At 39.7% G+C, this 24,887-nt stretch carries 27 protein-coding genes, 6 tRNA genes and 1 riboswitch; of the genes, 11 read left to right on the top strand and 22 right to left on the bottom strand.

The window, feature by feature from the left end; translation table 11 throughout:
• Nucleotides 1-43: 43 nt before the first annotated feature.
• The 5 genes from rluB to AW165_RS13650 all read right to left on the bottom strand — a co-directional run bounded on the left by rluB (nt 44) and on the right by AW165_RS13650 (nt 3,987).
• Nucleotides 44-967, bottom strand: a complete 924-nt coding sequence (gene rluB, locus AW165_RS13670; RefSeq protein ID WP_002120431.1) for a 23S rRNA pseudouridine(2605) synthase RluB — start codon at nt 965-967, stop codon at nt 44-46.
• Between the two features lie 41 nt (nt 968-1,008).
• Nucleotides 1,009-1,605, bottom strand: coding sequence for an SMC-Scp complex subunit ScpB (gene scpB / locus AW165_RS13665; protein ID WP_060466123.1), 597 nt, complete (start codon nt 1,603-1,605; stop codon nt 1,009-1,011).
• On the bottom strand, nt 1,602-2,393 hold the full coding sequence (locus tag AW165_RS13660; RefSeq protein WP_060466122.1) for a segregation and condensation protein A: 792 nt from the start codon (nt 2,391-2,393) through the stop codon (nt 1,602-1,604). Before AW165_RS13660 ends, scpB begins: the two co-directional genes overlap by 4 nt.
• 223 nt (nt 2,394-2,616) lie before the next feature.
• Nucleotides 2,617-3,234 carry an L-threonylcarbamoyladenylate synthase gene (locus tag AW165_RS13655; RefSeq protein ID WP_002120255.1) on the bottom strand — a complete coding sequence of 206 codons (618 nt, stop codon included), beginning with the start codon at nt 3,232-3,234 and terminating at the stop codon, nt 2,617-2,619.
• Between the two features lie 90 nt (nt 3,235-3,324).
• A complete protein-coding gene (locus AW165_RS13650) occupies nt 3,325-3,987 on the bottom strand; it encodes an elongation factor P hydroxylase (RefSeq protein WP_060466121.1) in 663 nt (220 codons plus the stop codon).
• A gap of 96 nt (nt 3,988-4,083) precedes the next feature.
• Here AW165_RS13650 and AW165_RS13645 point away from each other — a divergent pair, with 96 nt between their 5' ends.
• The 6 genes from AW165_RS13645 (at nt 4,084) to lysM (ending at nt 7,754) form a co-directional block, all read left to right on the top strand.
• Complete coding sequence (locus tag AW165_RS13645; RefSeq protein ID WP_060466120.1) at nt 4,084-4,644, top strand: YceD family protein; 561 nt, start codon at nt 4,084-4,086, stop codon at nt 4,642-4,644.
• Between the two features lie 74 nt (nt 4,645-4,718).
• Nucleotides 4,719-4,904 carry a 50S ribosomal protein L32 gene (gene rpmF, locus AW165_RS13640; RefSeq protein ID WP_000290730.1) on the top strand — a complete coding sequence of 62 codons (186 nt, stop codon included), beginning with the start codon at nt 4,719-4,721 and terminating at the stop codon, nt 4,902-4,904.
• A 151-nt stretch (nt 4,905-5,055) separates the two neighbouring features.
• Entirely contained in the window at nt 5,056-6,042 is a 987-nt protein-coding gene (gene fabD, locus AW165_RS13635) for an ACP S-malonyltransferase (RefSeq protein ID WP_002120357.1), read from the top strand.
• Nucleotides 6,039-6,773 carry a 3-oxoacyl-ACP reductase FabG gene (gene fabG / locus AW165_RS13630; protein WP_002120395.1) on the top strand — a complete coding sequence of 245 codons (735 nt, stop codon included), beginning with the start codon at nt 6,039-6,041 and terminating at the stop codon, nt 6,771-6,773. Before fabD ends, fabG begins: the two co-directional genes overlap by 4 nt.
• Nucleotides 6,774-6,857: 84 nt before the next feature.
• On the top strand, nt 6,858-7,094 hold the full coding sequence (gene acpP / locus AW165_RS13625) for an acyl carrier protein (RefSeq protein WP_001279871.1): 237 nt from the start codon (nt 6,858-6,860) through the stop codon (nt 7,092-7,094).
• Between the two features lie 186 nt (nt 7,095-7,280).
• Complete coding sequence (gene lysM, locus AW165_RS13620) at nt 7,281-7,754, top strand: peptidoglycan-binding protein LysM (protein ID WP_002120434.1); 474 nt, start codon at nt 7,281-7,283, stop codon at nt 7,752-7,754.
• Nucleotides 7,755-7,799: 45 nt separating this feature from the next.
• Here lysM and AW165_RS13615 read toward each other — a convergent pair whose 3' ends face one another.
• A complete protein-coding gene (locus tag AW165_RS13615) occupies nt 7,800-8,567 on the bottom strand; it encodes a hydroxymethylpyrimidine/phosphomethylpyrimidine kinase (protein ID WP_060466119.1) in 768 nt (255 codons plus the stop codon).
• A gap of 97 nt (nt 8,568-8,664) precedes the next feature.
• Between AW165_RS13615 and AW165_RS13610 the strand changes: the two genes are divergently transcribed.
• A complete protein-coding gene (locus AW165_RS13610) occupies nt 8,665-9,339 on the top strand; it encodes an HAD-IA family hydrolase (RefSeq protein WP_060466118.1) in 675 nt (224 codons plus the stop codon).
• Between the two features lie 58 nt (nt 9,340-9,397).
• Here the strand turns inward: AW165_RS13610 and ribB are convergent, their stop codons facing one another.
• Nucleotides 9,398-10,057 carry a 3,4-dihydroxy-2-butanone-4-phosphate synthase gene (gene ribB / locus AW165_RS13605; RefSeq protein WP_005070969.1) on the bottom strand — a complete coding sequence of 220 codons (660 nt, stop codon included), beginning with the start codon at nt 10,055-10,057 and terminating at the stop codon, nt 9,398-9,400.
• A gap of 91 nt (nt 10,058-10,148) precedes the next feature.
• Nucleotides 10,149-10,299: riboswitch (FMN riboswitch) on the bottom strand.
• Between the two features lie 176 nt (nt 10,300-10,475).
• On the opposite strand from ribB, the gene AW165_RS13600 reads away from it, so the two are divergent.
• On the top strand, nt 10,476-12,260 hold the full coding sequence (locus AW165_RS13600) for a DUF2157 domain-containing protein (protein WP_060466117.1): 1,785 nt from the start codon (nt 10,476-10,478) through the stop codon (nt 12,258-12,260).
• Nucleotides 12,257-12,817 (top strand): GDYXXLXY domain-containing protein, encoded by a 561-nt coding sequence (locus AW165_RS13595; RefSeq protein WP_060466116.1) that lies wholly within the window; start codon nt 12,257-12,259, stop codon nt 12,815-12,817. Before AW165_RS13600 ends, AW165_RS13595 begins: the two co-directional genes overlap by 4 nt.
• Before the next feature lie 45 nt (nt 12,818-12,862).
• Here AW165_RS13595 and panD read toward each other — a convergent pair whose 3' ends face one another.
• The 13 genes from panD to AW165_RS13530 all read right to left on the bottom strand — a co-directional run bounded on the left by panD (nt 12,863) and on the right by AW165_RS13530 (nt 19,203).
• On the bottom strand, nt 12,863-13,243 hold the full coding sequence (gene panD / locus AW165_RS13590) for an aspartate 1-decarboxylase (protein WP_002120296.1): 381 nt from the start codon (nt 13,241-13,243) through the stop codon (nt 12,863-12,865).
• Between the two features lie 131 nt (nt 13,244-13,374).
• The gene (pth, locus tag AW165_RS13585; RefSeq protein WP_017481319.1) at nt 13,375-13,956 is read right to left on the bottom strand and encodes an aminoacyl-tRNA hydrolase; all 582 of its coding nucleotides are present in this window, start codon (nt 13,954-13,956) and stop codon (nt 13,375-13,377) included.
• Between the two features lie 20 nt (nt 13,957-13,976).
• The gene (gene rplY, locus AW165_RS13580) at nt 13,977-14,273 is read right to left on the bottom strand and encodes a 50S ribosomal protein L25 (protein ID WP_002120443.1); all 297 of its coding nucleotides are present in this window, start codon (nt 14,271-14,273) and stop codon (nt 13,977-13,979) included.
• A 96-nt stretch (nt 14,274-14,369) separates the two neighbouring features.
• Nucleotides 14,370-15,320, bottom strand: coding sequence for a ribose-phosphate pyrophosphokinase (locus AW165_RS13575; RefSeq protein ID WP_002120445.1), 951 nt, complete (start codon nt 15,318-15,320; stop codon nt 14,370-14,372).
• A gap of 36 nt (nt 15,321-15,356) precedes the next feature.
• Nucleotides 15,357-15,431 (bottom strand) — tRNA-Gln (locus AW165_RS13570).
• 91 nt (nt 15,432-15,522) lie between these two features.
• Nucleotides 15,523-15,597 (bottom strand) — tRNA-Gln (locus tag AW165_RS13565).
• Between the two features lie 26 nt (nt 15,598-15,623).
• Nucleotides 15,624-15,698 (bottom strand) — tRNA-Gln (locus AW165_RS13560).
• A gap of 20 nt (nt 15,699-15,718) precedes the next feature.
• Nucleotides 15,719-15,793, bottom strand: a tRNA-Gln gene (locus AW165_RS13555).
• Between the two features lie 91 nt (nt 15,794-15,884).
• Nucleotides 15,885-15,959 (bottom strand) — tRNA-Gln (locus AW165_RS13550).
• Nucleotides 15,960-15,985: 26 nt separating this feature from the next.
• A tRNA-Gln gene (locus AW165_RS13545) sits at nt 15,986-16,060 on the bottom strand.
• Nucleotides 16,059-16,892, bottom strand: a complete 834-nt coding sequence (gene ispE, locus AW165_RS13540; protein WP_060466115.1) for a 4-(cytidine 5'-diphospho)-2-C-methyl-D-erythritol kinase — start codon at nt 16,890-16,892, stop codon at nt 16,059-16,061. Before ispE ends, AW165_RS13545 begins: the two co-directional genes overlap by 2 nt.
• Nucleotides 16,893-16,910: 18 nt before the next feature.
• Entirely contained in the window at nt 16,911-17,489 is a 579-nt protein-coding gene (gene lolB / locus AW165_RS13535; protein ID WP_017481320.1) for a lipoprotein insertase outer membrane protein LolB, read from the bottom strand.
• A gap of 4 nt (nt 17,490-17,493) precedes the next feature.
• On the bottom strand, nt 17,494-19,203 hold the full coding sequence (locus AW165_RS13530; RefSeq protein WP_005070953.1) for a tetratricopeptide repeat protein: 1,710 nt from the start codon (nt 19,201-19,203) through the stop codon (nt 17,494-17,496).
• An 88-nt stretch (nt 19,204-19,291) separates the two neighbouring features.
• Between AW165_RS13530 and hemA the strand changes: the two genes are divergently transcribed.
• Nucleotides 19,292-20,575: a glutamyl-tRNA reductase gene (gene hemA / locus AW165_RS13525; protein ID WP_005803203.1), complete on the top strand. Its 1,284-nt coding sequence runs from the start codon at nt 19,292-19,294 to the stop codon at nt 20,573-20,575.
• Here hemA and AW165_RS13520 read toward each other — a convergent pair.
• Both AW165_RS13520 and AW165_RS13515 read right to left on the bottom strand, forming a co-directional pair.
• Entirely contained in the window at nt 20,572-22,440 is a 1,869-nt protein-coding gene (locus AW165_RS13520; protein ID WP_032056898.1) for a DNA primase, read from the bottom strand. The genes hemA and AW165_RS13520 overlap by 4 nt on opposite strands.
• A 157-nt stretch (nt 22,441-22,597) precedes the next feature.
• The gene (locus tag AW165_RS13515; protein ID WP_060466114.1) at nt 22,598-23,761 is read right to left on the bottom strand and encodes an outer membrane protein assembly factor BamD; all 1,164 of its coding nucleotides are present in this window, start codon (nt 23,759-23,761) and stop codon (nt 22,598-22,600) included.
• A 71-nt stretch (nt 23,762-23,832) separates the two neighbouring features.
• On the opposite strand from AW165_RS13515, the gene rluD reads away from it, so the two are divergent.
• Nucleotides 23,833-24,885: a 23S rRNA pseudouridine(1911/1915/1917) synthase RluD gene (rluD, locus tag AW165_RS13510; protein WP_032038599.1), complete on the top strand. Its 1,053-nt coding sequence runs from the start codon at nt 23,833-23,835 to the stop codon at nt 24,883-24,885.
• Nucleotides 24,886-24,887: the final 2 nt, after the last annotated feature.

Here is a 24,887-nt window from a genome sequence, read left to right as displayed (position 1 = left end):
AAACCGCTCTAATTTGAGCGGTTTTTTACATCTTTTTAATATCTTAGAATTTCTTCGAACCGCGGTTAAAACCAGTCGATTTACGTTGGTTCCCTGTGTTAACAGGAGCTTCTTTTTCATCATCACGACGTTGTTGACGTAAGTATCCGCCACGACGCGCAGCCATTGGTTTTTCAGTCATACGATCAGTACGGCGTTTCGCCATACCAAATAAACCTGTACCTTGACGTGGTTTTAACTCAACTGATTTTGCTAAGTTGTCGATGTCAGTTTTGTCGAGTTCCATCCAACGACCAGTACGTAGTTCGCGCGGTAAAATAACTGTGCCGTAGCGTGTACGTAATAAACGGCTTACTTTAAGATCTTGCGATTCAAAAATACGACGTACTTCGCGATTACGACCTTCTTTTACTACAACTTGGTACCAGCGGTTAATACCTTCACCACCAATTTCAGAGAATGATTCGAATTTGGCAGGGCCATCTTCGAGCTCTACTCCGTTGACCATGTTTTGGCGTAGTTTTGGCGTTACTTCACCCATTACTCGAACAGCGTATTCACGTTCGATTTCATTAGATGGGTGCATTAAGCGGTTAGCAAGTTCACCATCATTTGTGAATAGTAATAAACCAGTACTGTTAATATCCAGACGACCTACCATTACCCAGCGGTCATTGGCAATTTGTGGTAAATGATCAAATACGGTTGGGCGTTTTTCAGGATCATTACGTGAACAGATTTCACCCTCAGGCTTATAATAAATCAGTACGCGACGACGAATTTCGTCTTCAATCTGAAACTGAACTTTACGGCCATCAATGCGTAATTCATCGCCTGGTTCAATGCGCTCACCCACTTGGGCAACACGACCGTTTACACTCACGCGTCCTGCGGCAATAACCTCTTCCATATATCGGCGGGAACCTAATCCGATTCGCGCTAATACTTTTTGCAATTTTTCACTCATGACAGCACAACCTTAGACATAATGATCAACAGTCCACCTCTTTATGATTTCGGTGCATTTGCATCGAGAGCCATAAAGGCTTCCTTGGCGTTCTGTAGGGGAGGCAATTGGCCTAGAGAGGCTAGACCAAAAGCATTCAGAAACTGAGGCGTTGTAATTAGCAACGCAGGTCTTCCGGGTAAATCTCTAAAACCGGCTTCTTTAATCCAGTTCCAGTCAAATAGTGTTCTAAGAATCTGACTATTATTAGATACACCACGAATTTGTTCAATATCAGCTCGGGTAACCGGTTGATGATAAGCAATGACAGCCAGGGTTTCTAGTAATGAAGGCGACAGTTTTGTTGGTCGCTCTGGCCAAATTTGCGCAATAATACTACGATATTTAGATCTTACCTGAAAGCGAAACCCTTGTGCTGTTTCAATCAGCTCAATAGACCGACCATGTTGCAATAGCGCGAGCTGTTGCAAAAGTTGACGAAGCTGTTGTTTATTATATTGATTGTTAAATGCTTCTTTTAAGCGGGCAATTGAAACAGGCGCTTCACTGGCAAAGATAATTGCTTCAAGTTGTAATAAGACTTCATGATGTATGTCTGCTAATGACAAATCACTATTATGTTGTTCAAAACTACTCATATTGAAGATCCTTGAATTGCTAACGGGGCTTCAATACCAGTGGCAATAATTTTAATTTTCTGTTGGCGAGTCAATTCTAAAACTGCCATAAAAGTAACAACCATTCCCATACGACCTTGCTGGGGATTGAGTAATTCTTTAAAACTTAACACGTCACCAGACTCTAATTTCTCTTCAATATATGCAATGCGTTCTTCGAGTAAAACAGGTTCTTGAGCGACAACATGGGTAATAGGTTCGGGGCGATTAAATACACAGAACAACGCATCATGTAGCGCTGAGATATCGTAACCTTCATAAACAGGTGAGATATGTCCCAAGCTCACATTGGCACTAAATGTATCGCGCTCGAGAATTGGCATTTGGCCTAAACGCTCAGCTGCTTGCTTAATGCGTAGATAGGTTTCAAGACGATCAATAAGCTCCTGCTTAGGGTCTTTTTCAATGCTTATAATTGTAGGTTTTGGTAGAAGTAGGCGAGACTTCAAGTCAGCCAATAAAGCAGCCATCACCATATAATCTGCTGTCAACTCGATATTTAAAGATTTCATGCTATCCATATAGGCCAAATATTGAGTCGCTATAGGAGCAATATCGAGTTGAATTAAATCGAAACCGTTTTTCTGAATCAGATAAATTAAAAAATCTAATGGACCTTCAAACTGCTCGAGCAAAATCTCAAATGCAGCTGGAGGTATATAGAGATCTTCTGGAATTTTGTCCTGCCACTCATCTAAAACACGGATGTGTGGAGCGTCTTCCATGGATTGATGAAGTGATTGATTCATTACGATTATAAGCCACGCGAATTTTCAAAAGCATGAGACTTGTTACTCAAGTCCTAGACAGCTGTAAGTAGAAGAACAGCAGATAGTGAAAATCATTCTAAATGAATTGTGTCTTTTAATAAATTACTTAACGACTAAAGTGTAAAAAAAATCCAAAATAAATAAAGAGTATTTTTTTGAGTGATAATACTTTTTTTTAAACTATTGGTAAAAAAGTAAGTGCTTATTCAAAAGCACTTACATCGCCAACACCACGGCGGATAATTTCAGGATGTTCGCCCGATAAATCAACGATACTTGTACTGGTCAAGGTACCAAAACCTCCGTCAATAAATACATCAATTCGTTTATCTAACTGATTTTCAATATCGTAAGGGTCATCTAGAGGGTCTTCTTGGCCTGGTAAAATTAATGTACTGGTGAGTAGGGGCTCGCCAAGCTCTTGTAATAAAGCCTGACAAATTGGATTACTCGGAATACGTAAGCCAATTGTTTTCTTCTTAGGGTGCATCAATCTACGGGGAACTTCACTTGTTGCAGGTAAAATGAATGTAGTAATAGCTGGTGTATTCGCTTTCAATAAACGATATGTCGCATTATCAACTTTTGCATAAGTTGCAATATCAGATAAGTCACAGCACATAATGGCATATTGATGTTTAGGCCCTAAGCCACGAATCTGTGCAATACGTTCCATGGCATTTTTATTACCGATTTGACACCCAATCGCATAGGCAGCATCGGTAGGGTAGACCACAACATCTCCTGCTCGGATACGTTCAACCGCTTGGGCAATGAGGCGTTGCTGTGGATTTTCAGGATGTACATGTAAATGCATCATATTTTAGAGACTCCATCACGCCAGTGTTAAAAATAATTATTAGGCTTTTTAAATGGCCTAGGCAAGCAATTAACGTAGCTTTTTTGTCAATTAATCAAGGAGTTCACGTTTAAATTCATTTAATTGTAAAGGTGTACCCGAACGTGTACATTGGCAAATAAAACCAATAAATGCTGCTGCATCACGTGGCAACTTAGCTTCACCCGAAAAGTAACGTTGCACTTGAGCATAAACGTTATCTTTAAATAGTTTGCCATCACCGCTATCACCTGTAAGGTTATCGAGTGAAACTCTAAATTTTCGGCCAAAAGATTGCGCAAATAACCATTCAATTGCTTGTGGCTTAATTTCTACTTGTTCAAATAAACTTTGCTGTTCTTGGGTGCGACCATCAGGTGCATACCAATAACCTAAATCTGGTAATAGACGTCTTTTTTCACCTGCAATAGACCAGTGACTAATTTCATGCAAAGCACTATTAAAGAAACCGTGAGCAAATTGGATCTTGGCTGGTTCTTTATTTGTCGCTGGAAAATATTCAGGTTCAAAATCACCACGAACTAATGTCACATTATGGTGGGAAAACCAGTGATTAAAGTGTAAAATAAGCCAATCAACTTGCTCAGACTCCGATTTTGAGCTTGACCATGGTGAGAGTTGCACTGGGTCAGGTACAATAGTGTTCTGATGAGTTGAATGGGTGCAAACGAGTAATGAAGTGTTAACTTCAGGTTGCGGCTGCAACAGGTGCATTGCTTAATTTACCCCGAGTTCTGTCTAAAGAAGTGCAAAATTGTATCTTAATCTTTGACAGAGTACCGATGAATTTGTAGAATTGCCGCCTTAATTATGTCAGCAAATACCTTTCCGGCACAGATTGAGCCGTTTAAATGGGCTGAACAAGGCTTTACATGGTCAGGTCAACTGCCCTTGTCTCGCTTTGTTCGTATCGCTCGTGAAGCTGTTGGATCAATTGATAATCAATTGATCAACATAGACTGTAAGCTATCAATGGATGCATATCATCGCATTGTGTGGATGGACGGTCACATGGACACGAAAGTTCCAATGGAGTGCCAACGTTGTTTGGAACCTGTTGAAATGCCTCTTGTCTTAGACTTCCATATTGCATTAGTGGATGATGAGTCACTGATAGAGCGCTTGGATGAGGATGCTGATTTCATCGTTTTAGGTGAAAGTGAGTCTTCGACGAAAGGCGATTATGATACGCCTGCCTCGATTAACTTACTCGCATTACTAGAAGATGAACTGTTATTGTTGATGCCTTTATCTCCCAAGCATGATGCTTGTGAACATAAACATCAACCTACCATTCAGAATGTTGTCGAAGAAAAACGGGATAATCCGTTTGATGTTTTGGCAGGTTTGAAGGGTAAACTTAACTCATAATTTGTGTTATAATTGTGAGATAAGACAACTGAATTTGTTCTGATCCATTTTTTCGATCTTTGTAAGGAGCCATCATGGCCGTTCAGCAAAACCGTAAAAGTCGCTCTCGCCGTGACATGCGCCGTTCACATGACGCTTTAACCGAGAATGCATTAACAGTAGACCAAGCAACTGGTGAAACTCATCGTCGTCACCACGTGACTAAAGACGGTTTCTACCGTGGTCGTCAATTATTCGCTAAAGCAGCTGATGCTGAATAATTGCATGATATGCATTAAGCGTGATGCTTAAGTATAGAAAAAATGGGAGCGAAAGCTCCCTTTTTTTGTTGTTTTTCGCAATTATAAATATATAAATAACATGTTAAATTTCCGCTCCAGAAATGAGTGAAAACCCAAAAAAGGATTTCTTATGTCTGCTAAACGTCTTGAACAAGTAGCTTTAGCCACAAAAACTGCATTTGTGTTTCCTGGTCAAGGTTCACAAAAAGTCGGTATGCTTGCTGAACTAGCAGAACAGTTTAGTGGGGTCGGGCAAACTTTTGCAGAAGCTTCAGATGCTCTTGGATTTGATCTTTGGCATATTGCGCAAAGTGGCGAAGGTCTCGACCAAACAGAAAATACCCAACCTGTGTTATTAACTGCCAGTATCGCTTTATGGCGTGTATGGCTTGATTTAGGTGGTCTGGCACCTAAATACCTTGCAGGACATTCACTAGGTGAATACAGTGCATTGGTAGCTGCAGGCTCTATGAGCTTGGCGGATGCAGTTAAATTAGTTAACTTGCGTGGCAAGCTCATGCAAAGTGCTGTACCTCAGGGCCAAGGGGCTATGGCTGCAATCCTTGGTTTGGCTGATGAAAAAGTGGTTGAACTTTGTCAAACCGTGAGTGCGTCAGGTGAAGGTTCTGTAGAAGCTGCAAACTATAATTCACAAGGCCAAGTTGTAATTGCAGGCAGTACTGCATCTGTACAAGAAGTCATGGCTTTGGCAAAAGAGCAGTCAGCTAAAGCAATTGCTTTACCTGTATCGGTTCCTTCTCATTGTTCGTTGATGAAACCTGCTGCTGAGAAATTTGCAGAAGCTTTGGAACAAACTGCCATTGAGCTACCTACCATTCCTGTAATACAAAATGTCAACGCGGGAATAGCTACCGATGTTGCTCAATTGCGTCAGGCATTAACTGCACAATTGTACCAATCAGTACAATGGACACGTACCATGCAGTCTCTACAAGACCAAGGTATTCAATACATTGTTGAGTGTGGTCCAGGTACAGTATTGAGTAACCTCGCAAAGCGTTTACCAAATATTGAAAAAGCTTTTTCTATTGATAGTAAGAGCAAAATGGAAGATGCCCTAAATGCTGTTTTAGTGGCAGAAGGAAAAATTGCATGACACAAGAACGCAAAGTTGCATTAGTAACGGGCGCGAGTCGGGGTATTGGCGCTGCCATTGCCCAGCAACTTATTCAAGACGGTTATTTTGTTGTAGGTACTGCGACTTCTGAATCTGGTGCACAAAAGTTAAGTGATAGCTTTGGTGAACAAGGTGCAGGTTTGGCGCTCGACGTGCGTAATCTCGACGAGATTGAAGCAGTCGTTTCTCATATTGAACAGAACTATGGTCCTGTACTTGTTCTAGTTAACAATGCAGGTATTACGAAAGACAATTTGTTGCTTCGTATGTCTGAAGATGATTGGGATGACATTCTCAACATTCACCTTAAAGCAGTTTATCGTTTATCTAAACGTGTGCTTAAGGGTATGACGAAGGCACGTTTTGGTCGAATTATTAATATCAGTTCTGTTGTAGCTCACTTTGCAAACCCAGGCCAAGCGAACTATTCTGCTGCTAAAGCAGGTATTGAAGCATTCAGCCGTAGCCTTGCAAAAGAGATGGGTAGCCGCCAAATTACTGTAAACAGTGTGGCGCCAGGCTTTATTGCAACAGAAATGACAGATGCACTTAGTGAAGACATTCGCAAAAAAATGAGTGATCAAGTGGCTTTAAATCGCTTAGGTGAGCCACAAGATATCGCAAATGCGGTGAGTTTCCTTGCAAGTGATAAAGCAGGTTACATTACCGGTACGGTATTACATGTAAATGGTGGTTTATACATGGCCTAACGCCGATGTATAAACTTTTAAAAATTTTTATATTCAATTAAACTAGTGGCAAATTAAACGCCACAAGCAATGAGGAGAATTCCTGTGAGCGATATCGAACAACGCGTTAAACAAGCGGTTGCAGAACAACTTGGTCTTAAAGCTGAAGAGATTAAAAACGAAGCATCTTTTATGGATGACTTAGGTGCTGACTCTTTAGATTTAGTTGAACTTGTTATGTCTTTCGAAAATGACTTCGACATCACTATCCCTGATGAAGATTCTAACGAAATCACTACAGTTCAATCTGCAATTGACTATGTAACTAAAAAACTTGGTTAATTCGCATATTGCTGAATAAAAAGAAGGCCACCGTAAGGTGGCTTTTTTTATTTTAGAAAAAATTTAAGAGATACATATTTTTACAAGATCAACCTCAATTGATAGCAGAGGTATAACTTTTTTGAAGTATAACAATAAAGGTCAGTTTAATGACTTTACTATAAACAATAATATGAGGACTAAAAGATGGGTCTTTTTGATTTTGTAAAAGGTATTGGCAAGAAAAATACCGCACCAGCAGAACCACAACCAGCTCCAGCAACACCAGCAGAACCTTCTGCACAAGAAGTTGCAAATAAATTATTAGGTTTAATTAAAAGTTTGGGCTTAGGGGTAGAAGGCTTATCTGTAACCTATAACGGTACTACTGATACTGCAATTATTAAAGGGCAGGTAAAAAGCCAAGCGGATAAAGAGAAAATTATTCTTATTGTTGGAAACATTGATCATGTGGCTCAAGTAGATGACCAGATGACAGTGGCAACTCCTGAACCGGAAAGTAAATTTTATACGGTGAAATCAGGTGACAACCTTTCAAAAATTGCGAAAGAAGTTTACGGTGATGCAAATCAATATCCAAAAATCTTTGAAGCAAATAAACCAATGCTAAAAGATCCAGATGAGATTTTCCCTGGACAAGTTTTACGTATTCCTCAATAATTGAGGTTAATAAAAAAAGGCGCTTTAAGCGCCTTTTTTGTGCTTTTAAAAACGCTTTGGAATCTTTTGTCCGTTTGGTATAGGGGTGTCTGCATTTTTTAAAACACCGAATAACCATGTTTCAGCATGCTGTACGGCAATTTTTAAAGAATCACCTAAAGCTAAACGGCCAGCGATAAAGCTAGCTAAAGAACAACCTGAGCCGTGATATTCACCTTCAAGGCGAGGACAGCTACTACTCGCTGCTAGTTCACCATCGATATATAAACTATTTTTAATATGATCTGGTGTATCTTCGTGTCCACCTTTCACTAGAACAGCTTTAGCACCCATTTCAAAAAGCTTTTGAGTGGCTTGATCTAAATCAGTAATACCTGTTAGAGCACGTAATTCAACGGTATTTGGAGTAATAATTGTGGCTAGAGGAATAAGTTCAAAGAACGCTTTAACGAGAGTTGCCTGATCACCTAAAGAGCCGCCACTGTTTGCGACTAAAACAGGATCAAGTACATATTGATAGTCAGGATGAGCACGTAAAAATTCAGCTAGTGCCGCAATATTATCTGTTGTGCCAAGCATGCCTGACTTAACACATTTAATGGGTAAGTCACCTACAACTGCATTTGCTTGTGCTAATAAGAGTTCTTTTGAGGTTGCTTCGAAGCCAAATACTTGTTGTGAGTTTTGAATGGTGAGGGCAGTACATGCAATTGCTGCATGGGCACCACTTTGTCCAATTGCTTCAATATCGGCTTGTAAACCTGCACCACCTGAAGGGTCTAAACCCGAGAAACAAAGTACGGTTGGACGCACGGTTATTTCCTTTTCAATTTAAATTTACGTTAGTATAAGAGAGTTTGATTAAACTCTCGACCAATTGAATTAAATACTTTACTGGGTTAATGATTGAATGGCTATAAAACATATTTTGATTGATTTAGATGGAACCTTAACAGACCCAAAAGTTGGAATCCATACTTCAATTCGCTATGCAATGGAGAAATTAGGCTATCCATTGGCTGCCGATTTAGATATTGACTGGACAATTGGCCCACCACTAAAGCCATCACTCGCAAAATTATTAGCTACTCAAGATGATGCTTTAGCTGAACAAGCTTTACTTGCTTATCGCGAGCGTTTTTCGGTGGTTGGCCTGTTCGAAAATGAAGTATATCCATCTGTTGCAAAAACGCTTAGCGCTTTAAAAAAAGAAGGATATCGTTTATTTGTTGCAACTGCTAAACCAACGATTTATGCAAAACGTATCTTGGAGCATTTTGAATTAAGCCAATACTTTGTACATATCTATGGGAGTGAGTTAACGGGTGAGCGCACTAATAAAGCTGACCTTATCCATTATATTCTTGAGCATGAGCAATTAAACCCAGAAGAGTGTTTAATGGTCGGTGACCGCCAATATGACGTTTTGGGTGCTCGTCATAACGGTATTGAGGCGGTAGCGGTGACTTATGGTTACGGAACAGCAGAGGAACTTGCTCAAGCACAGCCAAAAGCAATGATTAAGCAGTTTTCTGAGCTTTTGGACTATGTTGAAGAACTGGCAGCACAAAAGAAAGTTTCTTAAATATTATTAAATTTTGATTTGAAGGTTTGGCTTTGATCTAAAGCCAAACCTTTTTTATTTAAATACCGTGTTGCTGGCGGTATTGAACAAGTTCTTCAATCGTAATCACCGTTAAGTGATGAGTTTGAGCATATGCTAAAACTTGAATGCCTGATGCCATCGTGCCATCTGGGTTGGTTAATTCACATAACACACCAGCAGGTTTTAAACCGGCTAATCTTGCTAGATCAATTGTTCCCTCGGTATGACCTCGACGAGTAAGGACTCCACCATTACGTGCACGTAATGGGAAAACGTGACCCGGACGATTTAAGTCACTTGCAACAGCACCATCTTTAATAGCAGTTTGAATGGTTGTTACACGGTCTTTAGCAGAAACACCAGTGGTAACGCCTTGAGCTGCCTCAATGGTCACTGTAAAAGCGGTATGAAACTGACTCGAGTTTTGAGAAACCATTGGAGGGAGTTCTAGATGATCTGCTAGCTCTTCTGTAAGGCATAAACATACGATACCAGAGCCATCACGAATCATACGTGCCATTGTTTCTACCGTTAAAGTTTCGGCTGCAACAATTAAATCTGCTTCATTTTCGCGATCAAAGTCGTCCATAACCAAGACAGGCTTGCCTTGACGGATATCTTCTAATGCTTGTTGAATGCGTTGCTCAGCAGGAGAGAGGGCTGAGAAAAAAAGTTCTGGTTGAATTAAGCTAGACATAATGAAACGCTCTCGTAAAAAATACGGTTGAACATTTCAGGACTGATGTAAAAACAGGCTGGCACTGAAATAAAACGGATTTATCCCAGTTCGTCGTCTTCTTTCATCCGGACTATACCGTCGGCTTTGGAGTTTCACCAAATCTGCTCAAATTAAACAATTTAAGCTCGTGGGCTTGTTAATCTATTTATAAAAATTAACTTTACCACCGGTGGGGAATTACACCCCGCCCTGAAGCGATGGGTTTTATTATAGCGCGCTTGGCAAAATTGGCTAGATGCTTTTATAGAATGCTAAGTTTCTTTATGAATAAGCATTTTCATAAATCGAAATAGGCTTTTTAACAAGAGCTTACTTGTTGATATGAAAATGGAATGCTATGTTTTTTATAGAAAATTATAAATAAAATAGGTGTTTCATGCAGATAAGAGATGATTACCCTCTTACCAATAGCTCATTTATTCAGCACCTCCATGTTTTCAGTTATGTATTTATGGCGGTAAGTATTCTGTATTTAATTGCTGCTAACTGGTTTATGCTTCCAGACAGTATTCAACTCGCGATCCCGCCCGTTATATTAGTTGTTACAGCTTGGTTCAGCATAAAAGATACATTAAGTGATGGGGTTAGGCAGACCTTACATAGCGTTAGTGGTTTGATGATAGGTTTAAGCTTGGCTGTAATTGGACAGGTTTATCAAACTGGTGCAGACAGTTATTTGCTTTTTTTAATTTGGACATTGCTTTTATTACCGTGGTTATATCGGCCGAATATTGGAATCTTTGCTTTAATTTGTATTACCAGCCAACTTACACTTTTTTTATTTTTTAAACAGACTTTCTGGTCTGAAAAGTTTCCTTATTTATATTTAATCGCTCTAAATCTATTAAGCCTTATTGAGTTTTGGGTATGTATAAAGAAATATCGTGCTTTAAGGTTTGTCTTTATCGCTTGGTTCGCCGTTATTTCGATTATTGGAATGATTCAATATTTATCGAATGAGAATATTCCTTATCTGATCTCTGCCTTCTTTTCAGGAATAATCGCTTTTTATTATTTCTTCAAAAAAGATGATCAGCTATGTGCTAGTTTGATGGCAGCTGTTCTGGGTGTGACTGCAACCATATGGCTTGTAGATGGGGTTAATAACTTATTTAAAGACTCTAATGAGTTTATATTTTTATTGATTGCAGGCATTATTTTTATTTGGTTTGCGCTGATTAGCTATCTTTTAATAAAAATTTTTCGTCAAAGCCGCTTTTATATCATTCCATTGGCAATTGGTGCTTGGCTTGCTGGCTTGGCACTTGCAGCTTTTACGCTGGTGTTTTGGGAGACTATTTCTTTAGTTATTGGAGTTGTTTTTGTTGGATTGGCATTTATTCTTTTAAAGAAATCACAAAGCTATTTCTTTCGGCAATTTGCCTATTGTTTGTTTATCAGTGGGCAGACCGCTTTCTTGTTTCATCTTGGTTCAGAAACAGATCAAATTCTATGGGTTTTAATTGCACAGATTTTTATTCTATGTATTAGTTATTTTCTTAAACCACATTGGTTCTTCATTTTAAGTCAAATGCTTGCTACGTATGGCATAGCTTTTATCTATTTGCTACAACTGGACCATTCATTATGGTCAATACATTCTACTCAGACTTATTTAAATTTAACTTTGCTCAGTTACTTGGTTTTTAGTTTGGTGCTCTTACCTAAGAGGGAATCAATAGCCCTATATGAGCGTAGTATTTTTTTATACGTGCTGGTCGTAATTCTTGTAGCTTCTTTTTTCAATACTTTTATGGGGTTGGCATCAGAAAATTCGATAAATCAGCAGTTATGGGTTTTATATTTGCTACCTGTTGTCTGGTTACTTTGCTTTAGTGTTCTTCATTTATATCGACAACTTAATACACTCACTTTTTGCGCCTTTTTAATATTTGGTGTGTTACTTATTGTGTTGGGATATTTTGAAATTTTCATCCTGCTTATTATTTTAACGTGGGCATTAAAAAAGAAAGATTATATTGTGTATGGAGTGAGCTTAACAGTATTCGTTTTTGTGTTCTGGCAGCTCTATTACAACTTACAAATAACTTTTCTAGCTAAGAGTGCATCTATTTTTATTTCGGGTATTGTTTTGTTGGCTCTGTCTTGGTTACTTCAACGTAAAAATAAAAATGATCTTGTTAAAGGAGAGAAAGAATGAAAAAGTATTTTTCTCTTATTCTTGCCTTTATTACGCTATTATTTTTTGCAGGTTTAGTGGCGAAAAACGAATGGCATCTGCACCATAGTAAAAGTATTTTCATTGAGCTTAAGCCAGTTGATCCTCGTTCAATTTTACAAGGTGACTATATGGCACTGGCTTATGAATTACATTTACAATCTCTTAAAGCTCTTGCAGGAAGTGAAGGTGAGGCTCTGGAACAGGTGATTTTTAATCGCTCTTCCGTTCCCGCAAAAGTTATTTTGGATTCACAAAATCGCGTAGTTCGTACCATTTTAGATATCAATAATTCATTTGTTGGGCAGAGGTTAATTTTAAAAAATCCTGAAAATCGTTTGCAGGCTTTATATCCTGCCTCTCGCAGTTTCTTGTTTGCAGAAGGCTTGGCTCAATGTTATGAAAAAGCCAAATATGCTGAATTTAAGGTAAATCCTGAAGGAGAGGCGATATTGTTCGAATTACGAGGAGAGCAGCTTCAACCATTAAATTGTGAAAAACAAAAGAACTGGTGGGAAGGAACTATTAAGGATTTATAAAATAATAAAAGCCCGTCAATGCGGGCTTTTTATTCTTAAAATAAATTAGGCAACTTGAACAGGAATGCAATTCGCTGTGTGGTTGACTGTATTATTTGGATTAGCATATACCAAACGTGGTTTATGAATATTTGCTTCAGCTTCAGTAAAATCACCAAATGTAGCAATAATTACTAAATCGCCAACGTCTGCTTGATGTGCAGCACCGCCGTTTACTGAAATAATTCCAGAGTTATCTTCACCACGAATCGCATAAGTTGTGAAGCGTTTGCCATTGGTTACATTCCAAACATGAATTTCTTCATATTCACGAATACCAGCTAAGTCCATCAATACGCCATCAATTGCACAAGAACCTTCATAGTGAAGTTCAGCATGGGTTACAACTGCACGGTGAATTTTGCATTTTAATAAACGAGATAGCATGGCTAGCGTCTCCTGAGTAGACCTAAGATGTAGATCTTATGGTGAAATCTTTAGCTTTTGCGGTTGGCAAAGTGGCTGATGCGCATTTTGCTCCTAAAAAAGCAAGATAGCAAGCATGATTGTTCAACAATTTAAGTGGGTTTATATGCATTAATTTGATTCATGGCCTGTGGAACTTGTCCTTGAACAAGTAGCTTCACTTTAGAAAGGGCATGATCAATTGCTGCATCCATCAGACTTTGTTCACTACTTGGTGCTTTTCCAAGTACGTGACCTGAAACTTTCTCTTTCGAGCCAGGATGTCCGATACCAATACGTAAACGGTGAAAATTTGGACCAATATGAGGGACAATGTCACGTAAACCGTTATGACCACCGTGTCCACCGCCTGTTTTAAGACGAATTACACCTGGGCTCATATCAAGTTCATCATGAGCAATCAAAATTGCTTCGGGAGCAATTTGATAAAATTTTGCAAATGGAACTACACTTTGTCCAGAACGGTTCATAAATGTAGTGGGTAGAAGTAGACGGACATCGTGTCCTTCTATATTACCACGTCCACTGATTCCGTGAAATTTCGGATCATTTTTTAATGTAATGCCATATTTGTCAGCAAGCTGTTCAATGAACCAAAAACCTGCATTATGGCGGGTTTGGGCATATTCTGAACCAGGATTGCCCAAACCAACAATTAGCGAAATATTTGACACTAATCTACGCCTTTAAACACTTATGCGCGTTTGAAGTCAGCGTGCATAGGAGTGTTTTTAGATGGGTGACGTTGTAACGCTTGGATTTTAACGTTTTCAACTTTGTCACCCACTTTGATTTCTACAACTTCTTCAAAGAAAGCATTGCTTTCTAAAGCTTTTACAAGCTCACGAAGTTCTAAAGTAACAGTTACAGGCTCAGCGTTGCCACCATAAATGATAGCTGGAATTAAAGCTTCGCGACGAAGGCGGCGGCTCGCACCTTTCCCTTGTTTGTCTTCAGCACGCGCTTGAGCGTTTAATACGAAGTTTGCCATGAGTAAATCCTCATTAAAGTTTAAAAGACTAAACTTGCGACCAGTTTAGTGATAGAAAACCCCAGCCAAGGCTAGGGTTTATAAAAAGCTGCAATATTATAAACTATCGAACATTGCACTGATAGACTCTTCGTTATTAATACGACGAATCGTTTCAGCAACCATGCTAGCAACAGAAACCTGACGGATCTTGCCTAAGGTCAATGCTTCTTCAGAAAGAGGAATGGTATCAGTCACAACCAGTTCATCAATAACTGAATTACGTAAGTTTTCAATAGCCTTACCTGATAGTACAGGGTGAGTTGCGTATGCAACTACACGACGTGCACCAAATTGCTTAAGCGCATCAGCTGCTTTACACAATGTACCAGCAGTATCGACCATATCGTCTACGATAACGCAATCACGATCTTTTACGTCACCAATTAAGTGCATAACTTGCGACTCATTGGCTTTTTGACGACGTTTATCAATAATTGCTAAATCGATGTCACCCATCTGTTTGGCAACAGCACGAGCACGTACTACACCACCAACGTCAGGAGAAACCACCATAAGGTTGTCATGTTGTTGTTGACGTAAGTCAGCAAGCAAAGCAGGAGTACCGTAGATGTTGTCGACTGGAATATCGAAGAAACCTTGAATTTGGTCAGCATGTAAGTCGATCATCACGACACGGTCAATACCAACAGTGGTAAGCATGTCTGCGACAACTTTAGCTGTAATCGGCACACGTGCAGAACGTGGACGACGGTCTTGGCGAGCATAACCAAAATAAGGGATAACAGCGGTAATACGACCAGCACTTGCACGACGCAAAGCATCTGCCATAACCAAGATTTCCATAAGGTTATCATTGGTAGGGGCACAAGTAGGCTGAACGATAAATACGTCTTTACCACGAACATTTTCAGTAATTTCTACTGAAATTTCTCCATCAGAAAAGTGACCGACTGATGCAGCACCTAGAGGGATATGTAAGTGACTTACGACTTTTTGAGCGAACTGTGGATGAGCATTTCCACTAAAAACGACAAGATTGGGCATGAAGCACCCTTGGCGGTTGGTATGTAATGAAATAGATGGCAGGGGCGGCTGGATTCGAACCAACGGATGCCGAGATCAAAACCCGGTGCCTTACCACTTGGCGACGCCCCTAATGCGGCAGAACTTTAATATTTTTGCAATGCAATGTCAAGATTAATCAACAAAAAGCATAGCAATTAAGTCTGTCTTTAAAATAAGAGGATGGCAGGGGCGGCTGGATTCGAACCAACGGATGCCGAGATCAAAACCCGGTGCCTTACCACTTGGCGACGCCCCTAATATAATCATCATTACAGGAGAGGATGGCAGGGGCGGCTGGATTCGAACCAACGGATGCCGAGATCAAAACCCGGTGCCTTACCACTTGGCGACGCCCCTAAATTCGATGATATAGAGGATGGCAGGGGCGGCTGGATTCGAACCAACGGATGCCGAGATCAAAACCCGGTGCCTTACCACTTGGCGACGCCCCTAATGCGGCAGAACTTTAATATTTTTGCAATGCAATGTCAAGATTAATCAACAAAAAGCATAGCAATTAAGTCTGTCTTTAAAATAAGAGGATGGCAGGGGCGGCTGGATTCGAACCAACGGATGCCGAGATCAAAACCCGGTGCCTTACCACTTGGCGACGCCCCTAATATAATCATCATTACAGGTGAGGTTGGCAGGGGCGGCTGGATTCGAACCAACGGATGCCGAGATCAAAACCCGGTGCCTTACCACTTGGCGACGCCCCTAACGTGTAACCTTAAAATGATTAAGAGGAGATTCTTTTAAACTATTTACCAAGTAAGATTTACATGGTGAATGCTTAAGAATTTCATCAATATTCATTTCATTCGTTACTTCAATAAAAACACAAGCACCTGTACCTGTAAGCTTTGCTTGACCAAATTGATCTAAATATTGCATTGCTTCTTCTACTTCAGGGTATAACTGCCGAGCCAGTGGCTCAAAGTTATTTCCAAAATTAGAAGGTTCTAACTGATAGGCGCAAAATTTAGTGGTCTTAGAGTCTCTTGTCAATGTTTTTTGTGAAAAAAGCAATTGAGTGCTGATAAAACAATCAGGTTTTAAAATAATGAACTGTTTTTGATCTAAGTCTATGAATGATAAATGTTCACCGATGCCTTCAGCCCATGCATTTTTACCATAAATAAAAATTGGAACATCGGCACCGAGCTTAACACCGTAGTCCGCAAGTTGTTCTTTCTCTAGGCCACATTCCCATAATTGATTTAACACAATAAGTGTTGTGGCGGCATTAGATGAACCGCCGCCTAGACCCGCACCCATTGGAATATTTTTTTCAATTTTGATGTCCAAGCCACAAAGTTTTTTTGCATGTGGTTTTAGTATTTGAGCTGCTCGATAAATCAAGTTTTCTTCAGCTCGAACTTCACTCAACCCATCAATTTTGATTTCTTCGCCCAAAGTCGGTGTAAATGTCATCCAATCATATAAATCAATTAGTTGGAAAATGGTTTGTAGCTCATGGTAACCATTTTCACGTCGGCCTGTAATATGTAAAAACAGGTTGAGCTTAGCAGGGGAAGGAACTCGAATCATAGATTTATATAATTAGACTTAGCGGTTTTGGATGACCATTGTAATACGGTTTTCTTTATCTTCAGCAAGAGCTTGCTTTAAAACCAGTTTGTTTGGCAAAGTTTGTTCACCATCGTAACTGAAATTAACTGTCCAGCCATCTTCAATCAGTTGACTCACTCGATTTGTAGCGTCTTTCGTAATTTGAGCATTTAGCGTTGCTGGTTTTGCTAAAATCCAGCTCGTTAAGTGCGTAATTGGTGCTTGCCAACCTGTTGCTCGCTCTAAAAGTTCTTCTGGAGAGGCAGCGCTAATAAGTCCTGTTTTAGAACTGTTTAAAGTTACTTCGCCTGGTTTACCCTGAATTTGGGTTTTTCCAACGCCTAAAATACCGCTTAATTCGATATCAAAATTATCTTGCTGTTGAAGCCAGGTAAAAAACGCACTACCAGTTTGCTGTGGTGTACGAACCCCAATCTTACCTTGTAAATTAAAGTGTTTTTCGTCTTGAACTTGTTGGGTGACCGCAGGTTTTGGTTGAGTAAAATGCTGACAACCGGTTAGAAATAATACACTTGATCCACAGATCGCTGTGCACAGTTGGGCAAATTTGCTCATATATTTAACTCTTTTTTGCAGATGTAGGTAAAATTAACGCATCAAGCTGTTGTAATTGTGGATCATTGGCATGTTTTTGTTTAAGTTGTTGTAACACTGCGCTAAATTGCGTGAGTGACCCTTGCATATACAAAGCTTTAGCATAACGAACGCCAATATTTATATTATGGCTAAGTTCATACGCTTTGCCTAAGGCTTCCGCCGCAGCTTCATAATCGTTCTGTAAAAATGCAATATAACCTAGCGTATCAAGAATTGAGGCCTGTTCAGGCGCATATTCTAATGCTTGCTCTGCATACTGACGTGCTTCTTTTAAACGACGGTTTTGCAGTGCCAGTGTATAAGCATATGCATTTAGATACGTTGGGCTGTTGGGCTCAAGTTGTAATAATTGTTTTAAGGTTTTGTCCAGCTTGTCACGGTCCGTATATGGATCAAGTAATAAAACTTCCGCATAAATTAGTTCTGGGTCGTCGGGTAGGTTTTTAATTGCTTCATCTAATAGATTTAGTGCAGCTTTTTTATTGCCCATTTTCTTTAAGATTTCAGCTTGGGCTTGATATAAGAAACTTGCATGTTGAGGATAATTTACTCGTTCTTGAGTAAGGAACCGTAAAGCATCGTGTAAATTTTCTTGTTTATCATATATTGCGATCAAGTTTCGTCTAGATACCACATATAAACTGCCATCAACTAAACGATAGTATGCTTTTGCAGTTTCATAATGCTGTTTACGCTCCGCATTAATAGCTAAGTAGTAATACGCTTCATTTTGATATTTTGCCGAGTTTCGTAGGTCAACAAGATATTGTTCTGCTTTGTCATATTGCTTTAAATCAATACTCGTTAAGCCTGCAATAAATAAGGCTTCTTCAGCTTTAGGGTTGGTTTCTATAATCTTTTCAAGTTTTTCTAACGCAAGCTGAGATTGGTTAATTTGTATGAGATAGCGGATTTCAGCTAATCGAATATCTAAATTTTTCTTATTTTTACGACTCGACTTTGCATACCATTTAAGCGCACCTTCTTGATCGCTGAGAGCAATAAGTAAGTTTGCTTTCATTAAAATAAAGCTCGTTACTTTAGGACGTCGACGTAATGCTTTGTTAATGTTGGTTAGCGCAGTTTGTAATTGGCCATTTTGAGCCTCTAAATTGGCGATGAGTGCCAAAATAGAAGGATTGTCTTTTTCTGCGCTAGAACGTAAAGCTGTTAATAGTACTTCTCGATCTTGCGCATTTTCTGGAGCAATGCTAGCTAAAATTTGTTCTAAATCGGCAGTGGGATCTATCTTTAAAATTTTATCTAATGTCTCAGCAGCAAGCTGATATTCGTGCGTTTTTAAAGCAATATGTGACAAATAAAATAAAGCTGGTACATCTTTAGGTTCTTGAGCTACCCAGTGTGTAGCAATATTTAACGCAGCTTGTAAATCATTATATTCAAGTGCAACGTCTAAAGCTCTCTGCTTAATTGATGTAGAGTTGCTTTTAATTGCAAGCACTGTGTAATTATGCAAAGCGTTTGGAATATCGTCATAAGCTAGAGCAAATTCAGCGACCATCGTTTGCTCTAGTGCCTGATCAAATGAATGCACGGCATAGGTCTCTTGCACAGGACGTGCATAGACATACGAGGACATGCTACCTAACAACAAGAATGTGGTAGAATACTGTCTTATCGAAGCACCGTTAAAATTAATACGGCTATTCATTTGACGCAATTTTTATTGATCCAAAGTAATGCTTTTTATGACACCGATGTTGCACAATAGCATAAATTTAGCGAAATGATGATCTGATATGTCTTTCTTTGCATTGGGTGTCAACCATCAAACAGCTTCTGTAGAACTCCGCGAACAAATTGCTTTCAATGCAGAGCGATTAAGTCGTTTGCTTGCCGAACAACGCCATCACCAAAACTTAAAGGATTTGGTGGTCGTCTCGACCTGTAACCGTACAGAAGTTTATGCCATGGCAGAAAACGCCGAAAGCCTTCTAAAATGGTTAGCCGATGCCAATAATATTGATGTAAAGCAGTTAATTCATCATGTTTATCGTTACGAGAATACGCAGGCCATTACACATTTAATGCGAGTGGCGAGTGGTCTAGACTCTCTCATGCTTGGTGAGCCACAAATTTTAGGGCAGGTTAAAAGCGCTTTGGCATTGTCTAAAGAAGCTCAAACAGTCTCTCCTGAATTAAATAGTGTTTTTGAATACGCTTTCTATGCAGCTAAACGGGTACGTTCCGAAACAGCGGTAGGTAGTCATGCTGTTTCAATGGGTTATGCAGTTGCACAACTGGCCTTACAGGTTTTTAGTAAGCCTGAAAAGCTTACTGTTATGGTGGTTGCTGCGGGTGAAATGAATAGCTTGGTGGCTAAACATTTGGCTGAAATGGGTGTCGCGAAGATTATTATTTGTAATCGTAGCCGTGAGCGCGCTGATCAGTTGGCTCAGGAAATTGCACATCAGGTTGAAGTTGAAATTATTGAGTTTTCAGCATTAGCAGAGAATTTATATCGTGCTGATGTTGTGTCGAGTTGTACTGGAAGTTTATATCAAGTTATTGCTTATTCTGATGTTAAGGCCGCATTAAAAAAACGCCGCTACCAACAAATGTTAATGGTTGATTTGGCGGTACCACGTGATATAGATCCTAAAGTTGAAGCACTTGATGGGGTCTATTTATATGGTGTTGATGATTTACAAAGTGTGATTGATGAGAACCTTGCTCAACGTCGTCAGGCGGCTGTTGAAGCAGAGGTCATGGTTAATCAATTAGCTACTCAGCTTATTACTCATCAAAAGGTTAAAGAGGCGGGTAGTACAATTCATGCTTACCGCCAGCACAGTGAAGAGATTAGTCAACAAGAGCTTACACATGCACTAGAAGCTTTGCATCATGGTGAGAATGCTGAACAGGTGTTACAGCAATTTGCTCACCGTTTGACGCAAAAACTTATGCATCCCACATCTATCTTGTTGCGTGAAGCTGCTAAAGCAGAAAATCCTGATTATTTTGAATGGTTACAACAGCATTTACAGGATGTATTTGATCATGAGCGTAAGCCAAAACATTAAGACAACAACTTTAAGCTAATTTGTTTTGTTAATTCATTCAATTGTTGTCTTAGATTTCTTGATTCAATTAAAGAAATCGGTGATTTCAGCTTCTGACGTAAATATCTTTCTTGCAGACTTAGCGAATATTCCTTAGCTAACTTGTCAGCTACTTCAGGTGCCTGTGTTAATGCCTGAATATTTGTTCTTTGCATAATATCAGCGATTTCATGACAGTAACTACTACACGCACCAAGCACATAATAAGTTGCCAGCTCTTGATCATCCGGTAAATCATCAAAAATACGGTTTAAGATTGCCAGTACTTTGGCCAATAATTCATCTTGGTGAATATAAGCCCGTAATCCTTCAAAATGAATATAAAGAAAAGGATGATGCATTAAAATTGCAATCGCAAAGTCTTCATCTTTTGTATGGATGTTAAATGAGAGCGAGGCATCGTGGCTGATTTGTGGGGTAAAACGTTTACCTAGTCCGAGTTTTTCACGGAAAGATTGAGTAAGTAAGTAACGGAAAGAACCTTGTTTTGGCAATAACTCGGTGAGTTCTCTGAGTTCACCCATGACTAAGCTTTTCCCTTCAGGCGTACTGATATCGTGTTGACCTGTTAAGTGCGCAAACACGAAATCGGATAGAAGAGGGGCTTGTTGTAATAGTTTTTGGAAATTTTCGAGTCCTTCTCGACGGATGAGAGAGTCGGGGTCGTGATCATTGGGTAGAACAAAAAATTTAAGTTCACGACCATCATTAAGAAGTGGTAAAGCAATTTCTAAAGTTCTACGTGCAGCTTTTTGACCGGCTGCATCGCCATCAAAAGCAATGGTAATTCGGCTATTTTGTTTAAATAGAATATTAAGATGTTCAGTATTACTTGCGGTACCTAACGTTGCTACAGCTCCAGTAATGCCATACTGCTGAAGCGCAATGACATCCATATAGCCTTCAACCATTAACCAATCACTAGATTTAAGCTTTCTACCTTCATAAAGTCCGTAAAGTAGCTGATTTTTATGAAAGACTTCTGAATCTGGCGAGTTAATATATTTGGGCTTGATTTCATCATTTAATGCACGCCCACCAAAACCAACCACCCGGCCTTTCGGGTCGCGAATTGGGAAAATAACGCGGTCACGTAATAGGTCAAAATCACGGCCATTATCGCTCGAGCGGATAAGCCCAAGTTGTTTTAAGCCGTCAATGTCATAGGGAAAGGCTTTCTCTAGGTGTTGCCAGTCTTCTGGAGCATAGCCTAAGCGCCAAAATTGAATCGTCTGATTGGTTAGTCCACGCTGTTTAAAGTAATTTTTTGCCTTTTGGCTATGAGGTAATTGTTGTTCATAGAACTGAGCAACATTTTCCAGTAAGTCATATAAATTACCTTCTTGAACTGGTTCATCAAAGCTAAACGGCTGTTCGAACTGAGCAAAAGGGTCATCAAAAAATACGGGTTCAAGCGTGTTGTAGCTTTCATCCGATGGCTGCTGTGAAGTTACAGGCTCAGCCGTATTTGTTTTAGTAACAGGTGGCTTTGTAACCTGACGGGTATAAGATAGTTTTTTATTCTCAGTATTATCTTTGGGTAATTCAATTCCGGTACTGCTCGATAATTCTTTCATTACCTCAATAAAGTTTCGGTTATCAATATCCATAAGAAAACGGATTGCATTTCCGTTAGCCTGACAACCAAAGCAGTGATAATACTGTTTGTCACGGTAGACATGGAATGATGGCGTTTTTTCTTGATGAAAAGGGCAACAGCCGGAATATGTACGTCCGGTTTTTTTTAATTTCACACGCTGACCAATCAGATCGACAATATCTGTGCGATCTAAAATTTGATCAATCGTATGCTGTGGAATTGCCATAATTCAGATAACCGTATTAAAACTTGATGAGACAGTGACTCAGAATATTCTGACATGATGAGTCGAGATATGCCCAATAAATATTTTAATATTTTATAAAAACAAACAGGCAAGTGATATTACTTGCCTGTTTGTTGATGTTTTTTAAAGCTTAAACTTATTGAGCAGCGTCATCCGCACCTTGTGTTGCCTCATCTGATTGAACATCAGTTGAAGCTTCAGTAGAGGTTACAGCTGGTGCAACAGTTGTATTTTCTGCTGCTTGTGACTCAGGCTTGTCTAATAAACCGAAGCTTAAACGGTTTGTCCAACTACGTTCAGGCTTAGGAGCTTCAACAGGTGTTTGTTCTGGTGCTTCAGTTTCTTCTTTATCTGAATTACCAATTAAACCAAAACTAACACGGTTGAGGAAACCACGTTTTGGAGCTTCTGCTTCAGTTGTGCTCTCTGGCGTTGCAGCAGTCGATTCACGACCGAAAATACCTAAAGTTGCACGGTTGATCCAGTTACCTTCTTTACGAGCAGCACGCATGTTAACTGTGCCGTCTTTTTTCACAAGGCTTGGATAATTAAGCTTTAAAACTTCAATATATTGTTGCGAAGTAGCTTTATCACCTAACTTGTCATAGCTATATGCCAAAGTGGCTAAAGCTTCTGGAATTTGAGGTGTTTGTGGATAGTGTTCAATCACCCATTGCGAACGTTCTGCAGCGGCGATCCAAGCTTTACGTTTAACGTTGAAGCGGGCAGCAGTCATTTCATTTTCGGCAAGTTCTTGCCCAATGAATTTCATACGCTGAGCAGCATCGACAGAATATTGGCTACTTGGGAAACGACGAATTAAATCAACAAAGTTTTGATACGCAACTTTTAAATAACTCACATCACGATGTGACTGTTGCAAAGAGGTATAACGCATCAAACTGTCGTAGTTTTGCTCCATATTGGCAACAGCACGAACATAATAAGCATAATCCACATTTGGATGTTGAGGATTTAAACGAATAAAACGTTCTGCTAAGGCAATGGCGCCTTCATAATCTTTTTGTTTAAATTTCGAATATAGAAGTTCAAGTTGTGCTTGTTGAGCGTATTGTCCAGTCGGATAATAAGTATCGATTGCCTCTAAAGACTTGGTCGCATCAAGATATTGACCACGGTCAAGCGACTTTTGGGCCTTTTCGAAGTAAGCTTGTTCACTAGATTGAGGGCCAGTATCGACCACTTCTTTTTTACTTGGATTGCTGCTACAGCCCACAAATGCAGACGCTACGCCTAAAGATAAGGCAAGCATCGTAATTTTATAACGTGGTAGCGACATAAAAACTCCTCTGTTATGTTGGGCAATGAGCTACAATTGCGCTATTAAACCACTTTTATCTCAATGATCAAATGACTTCAGCACAATCTTCAAACACAAACTTCTCTGAAACCGACTTCAATTTACTTGAAGATTCTGAGGATGCAGATAACCATACTTCTGATACAACTGCAACACGTTTATCGTTGCAAGTTCAGCTAGATGAAACCTATCTGGGACAACGTATCGATCAGGTAGCAGCTTTGGTGTGGAGCGAGTTTTCGCGTGAAAAGCTCAAGCAATGGTTGAAGGATGGCCATCTGTTGGTGAATGGTAACATTGTCAAGCCTAAGCACCGTTGTGAAGGAACAGAGCTACTTACGCTCGAAGTAGAGCTCGAAGCTCAGACGACGAGTCAACCTGAAAATATTCCACTTAATATTGTCTATGAAGACGATGATATTTTAGTCATTAATAAGCCAGTAGGCATGGTGGTACATCCAGGAGCAGGCAATAGTTCTGGAACTTTAGTGAATGCTTTGCTTTACCATTTCCCAAAATTGGCAGAACTTTCGCGCGCTGGTTTAGTACACCGTATTGATAAAGATACCAGCGGTTTACTGGTTGTTGCTAAAACTCTGGAAGCTCAGTTTTCTTTAAGTAAACAGTTGGCAAATAAAACGGTTTACCGTGTATATGATTTGGTTGTTTATGGAAATATTATTGCTGGCGGTACGATTGATGAACCAATCAAACGCCACCCAGTTGACCGTGTGAAAATGGCAATTTTACCGGGTGGGCGAGATGCGGTAACTCACTACAATGTAAAAGAACGTTTTAAAGATTTTACCCGTGTACAAGCTCGTCTTGAAACAGGACGAACACATCAGATCCGTGTGCATTTTAGTTACATTGGTTATGGCTTAATTGGTGATCAGGTTTATATGAACCGTGTGCGTGTGCCAGCTGGTGCATCTGAGCTGCTCATTGAAACTTTACGTGGTTTTAAACGTCAGGCATTGCACGCAGCTAAATTGGGCTTAAAACACCCTCGTACTGGTGAAGAAATGCTATTTGAAGCGCCGTGGCCTGAAGATTTCACACATTTAGTGAATGTGTTACGTTCAGAAAACGCTGCATATTAAGG

It is taken from the genome of Acinetobacter sp. LMB-5 (assembly GCF_001541635.1).
GTDB lineage: Bacteria > Pseudomonadota > Gammaproteobacteria > Pseudomonadales > Moraxellaceae > Acinetobacter > Acinetobacter pittii.
This window is presented reverse-complemented; position numbering and strand designations above follow the sequence as displayed.

Excerpts from the sequence above, each read along its gene's own strand:
- AW165_RS13660 (WP_060466122.1), bottom strand. The coding sequence starts at position 2,393 with ATGAATCAATCACTTCATCAATCCATGGAAGACGCTCCACACATCCGT.
- lysM (WP_002120434.1), top strand. The coding sequence starts at position 7,281 with ATGGGTCTTTTTGATTTTGTAAAAGGTATTGGCAAGAAAAATACCGCA.
- AW165_RS13600 (WP_060466117.1), top strand. The coding sequence starts at position 10,476 with ATGCAGATAAGAGATGATTACCCTCTTACCAATAGCTCATTTATTCAG.
- panD (WP_002120296.1), bottom strand. The coding sequence starts at position 13,243 with ATGCTATCTCGTTTATTAAAATGCAAAATTCACCGTGCAGTTGTAACC.
- hemA (WP_005803203.1), top strand. The coding sequence starts at position 19,292 with ATGTCTTTCTTTGCATTGGGTGTCAACCATCAAACAGCTTCTGTAGAA.
- rluB (WP_002120431.1), bottom strand. The coding sequence starts at position 967 with ATGAGTGAAAAATTGCAAAAAGTATTAGCGCGAATCGGATTAGGTTCC.
- ispE (WP_060466115.1), bottom strand. The coding sequence starts at position 16,892 with ATGATTCGAGTTCCTTCCCCTGCTAAGCTCAACCTGTTTTTACATATT.
- AW165_RS13515 (WP_060466114.1), bottom strand. The coding sequence starts at position 23,761 with ATGTCGCTACCACGTTATAAAATTACGATGCTTGCCTTATCTTTAGGC.
- AW165_RS13610 (WP_060466118.1), top strand. The coding sequence starts at position 8,665 with ATGGCTATAAAACATATTTTGATTGATTTAGATGGAACCTTAACAGAC.
- fabG (WP_002120395.1), top strand. The coding sequence starts at position 6,039 with ATGACACAAGAACGCAAAGTTGCATTAGTAACGGGCGCGAGTCGGGGT.
- rplY (WP_002120443.1), bottom strand. The coding sequence starts at position 14,273 with ATGGCAAACTTCGTATTAAACGCTCAAGCGCGTGCTGAAGACAAACAA.
- fabD (WP_002120357.1), top strand. The coding sequence starts at position 5,056 with ATGTCTGCTAAACGTCTTGAACAAGTAGCTTTAGCCACAAAAACTGCA.
- AW165_RS13655 (WP_002120255.1), bottom strand. The coding sequence starts at position 3,234 with ATGATGCATTTACATGTACATCCTGAAAATCCACAGCAACGCCTCATT.
- AW165_RS13530 (WP_005070953.1), bottom strand. The coding sequence starts at position 19,203 with ATGAATAGCCGTATTAATTTTAACGGTGCTTCGATAAGACAGTATTCT.
- lolB (WP_017481320.1), bottom strand. The coding sequence starts at position 17,489 with ATGAGCAAATTTGCCCAACTGTGCACAGCGATCTGTGGATCAAGTGTA.
- rpmF (WP_000290730.1), top strand. The coding sequence starts at position 4,719 with ATGGCCGTTCAGCAAAACCGTAAAAGTCGCTCTCGCCGTGACATGCGC.
- AW165_RS13520 (WP_032056898.1), bottom strand. The coding sequence starts at position 22,440 with ATGGCAATTCCACAGCATACGATTGATCAAATTTTAGATCGCACAGAT.
- rluD (WP_032038599.1), top strand. The coding sequence starts at position 23,833 with ATGACTTCAGCACAATCTTCAAACACAAACTTCTCTGAAACCGACTTC.
- AW165_RS13575 (WP_002120445.1), bottom strand. The coding sequence starts at position 15,320 with ATGCCCAATCTTGTCGTTTTTAGTGGAAATGCTCATCCACAGTTCGCT.
- AW165_RS13650 (WP_060466121.1), bottom strand. The coding sequence starts at position 3,987 with ATGCACCTGTTGCAGCCGCAACCTGAAGTTAACACTTCATTACTCGTT.
- AW165_RS13595 (WP_060466116.1), top strand. The coding sequence starts at position 12,257 with ATGAAAAAGTATTTTTCTCTTATTCTTGCCTTTATTACGCTATTATTT.
- AW165_RS13645 (WP_060466120.1), top strand. The coding sequence starts at position 4,084 with ATGTCAGCAAATACCTTTCCGGCACAGATTGAGCCGTTTAAATGGGCT.
- ribB (WP_005070969.1), bottom strand. The coding sequence starts at position 10,057 with ATGTCTAGCTTAATTCAACCAGAACTTTTTTTCTCAGCCCTCTCTCCT.
- scpB (WP_060466123.1), bottom strand. The coding sequence starts at position 1,605 with ATGAGTAGTTTTGAACAACATAATAGTGATTTGTCATTAGCAGACATA.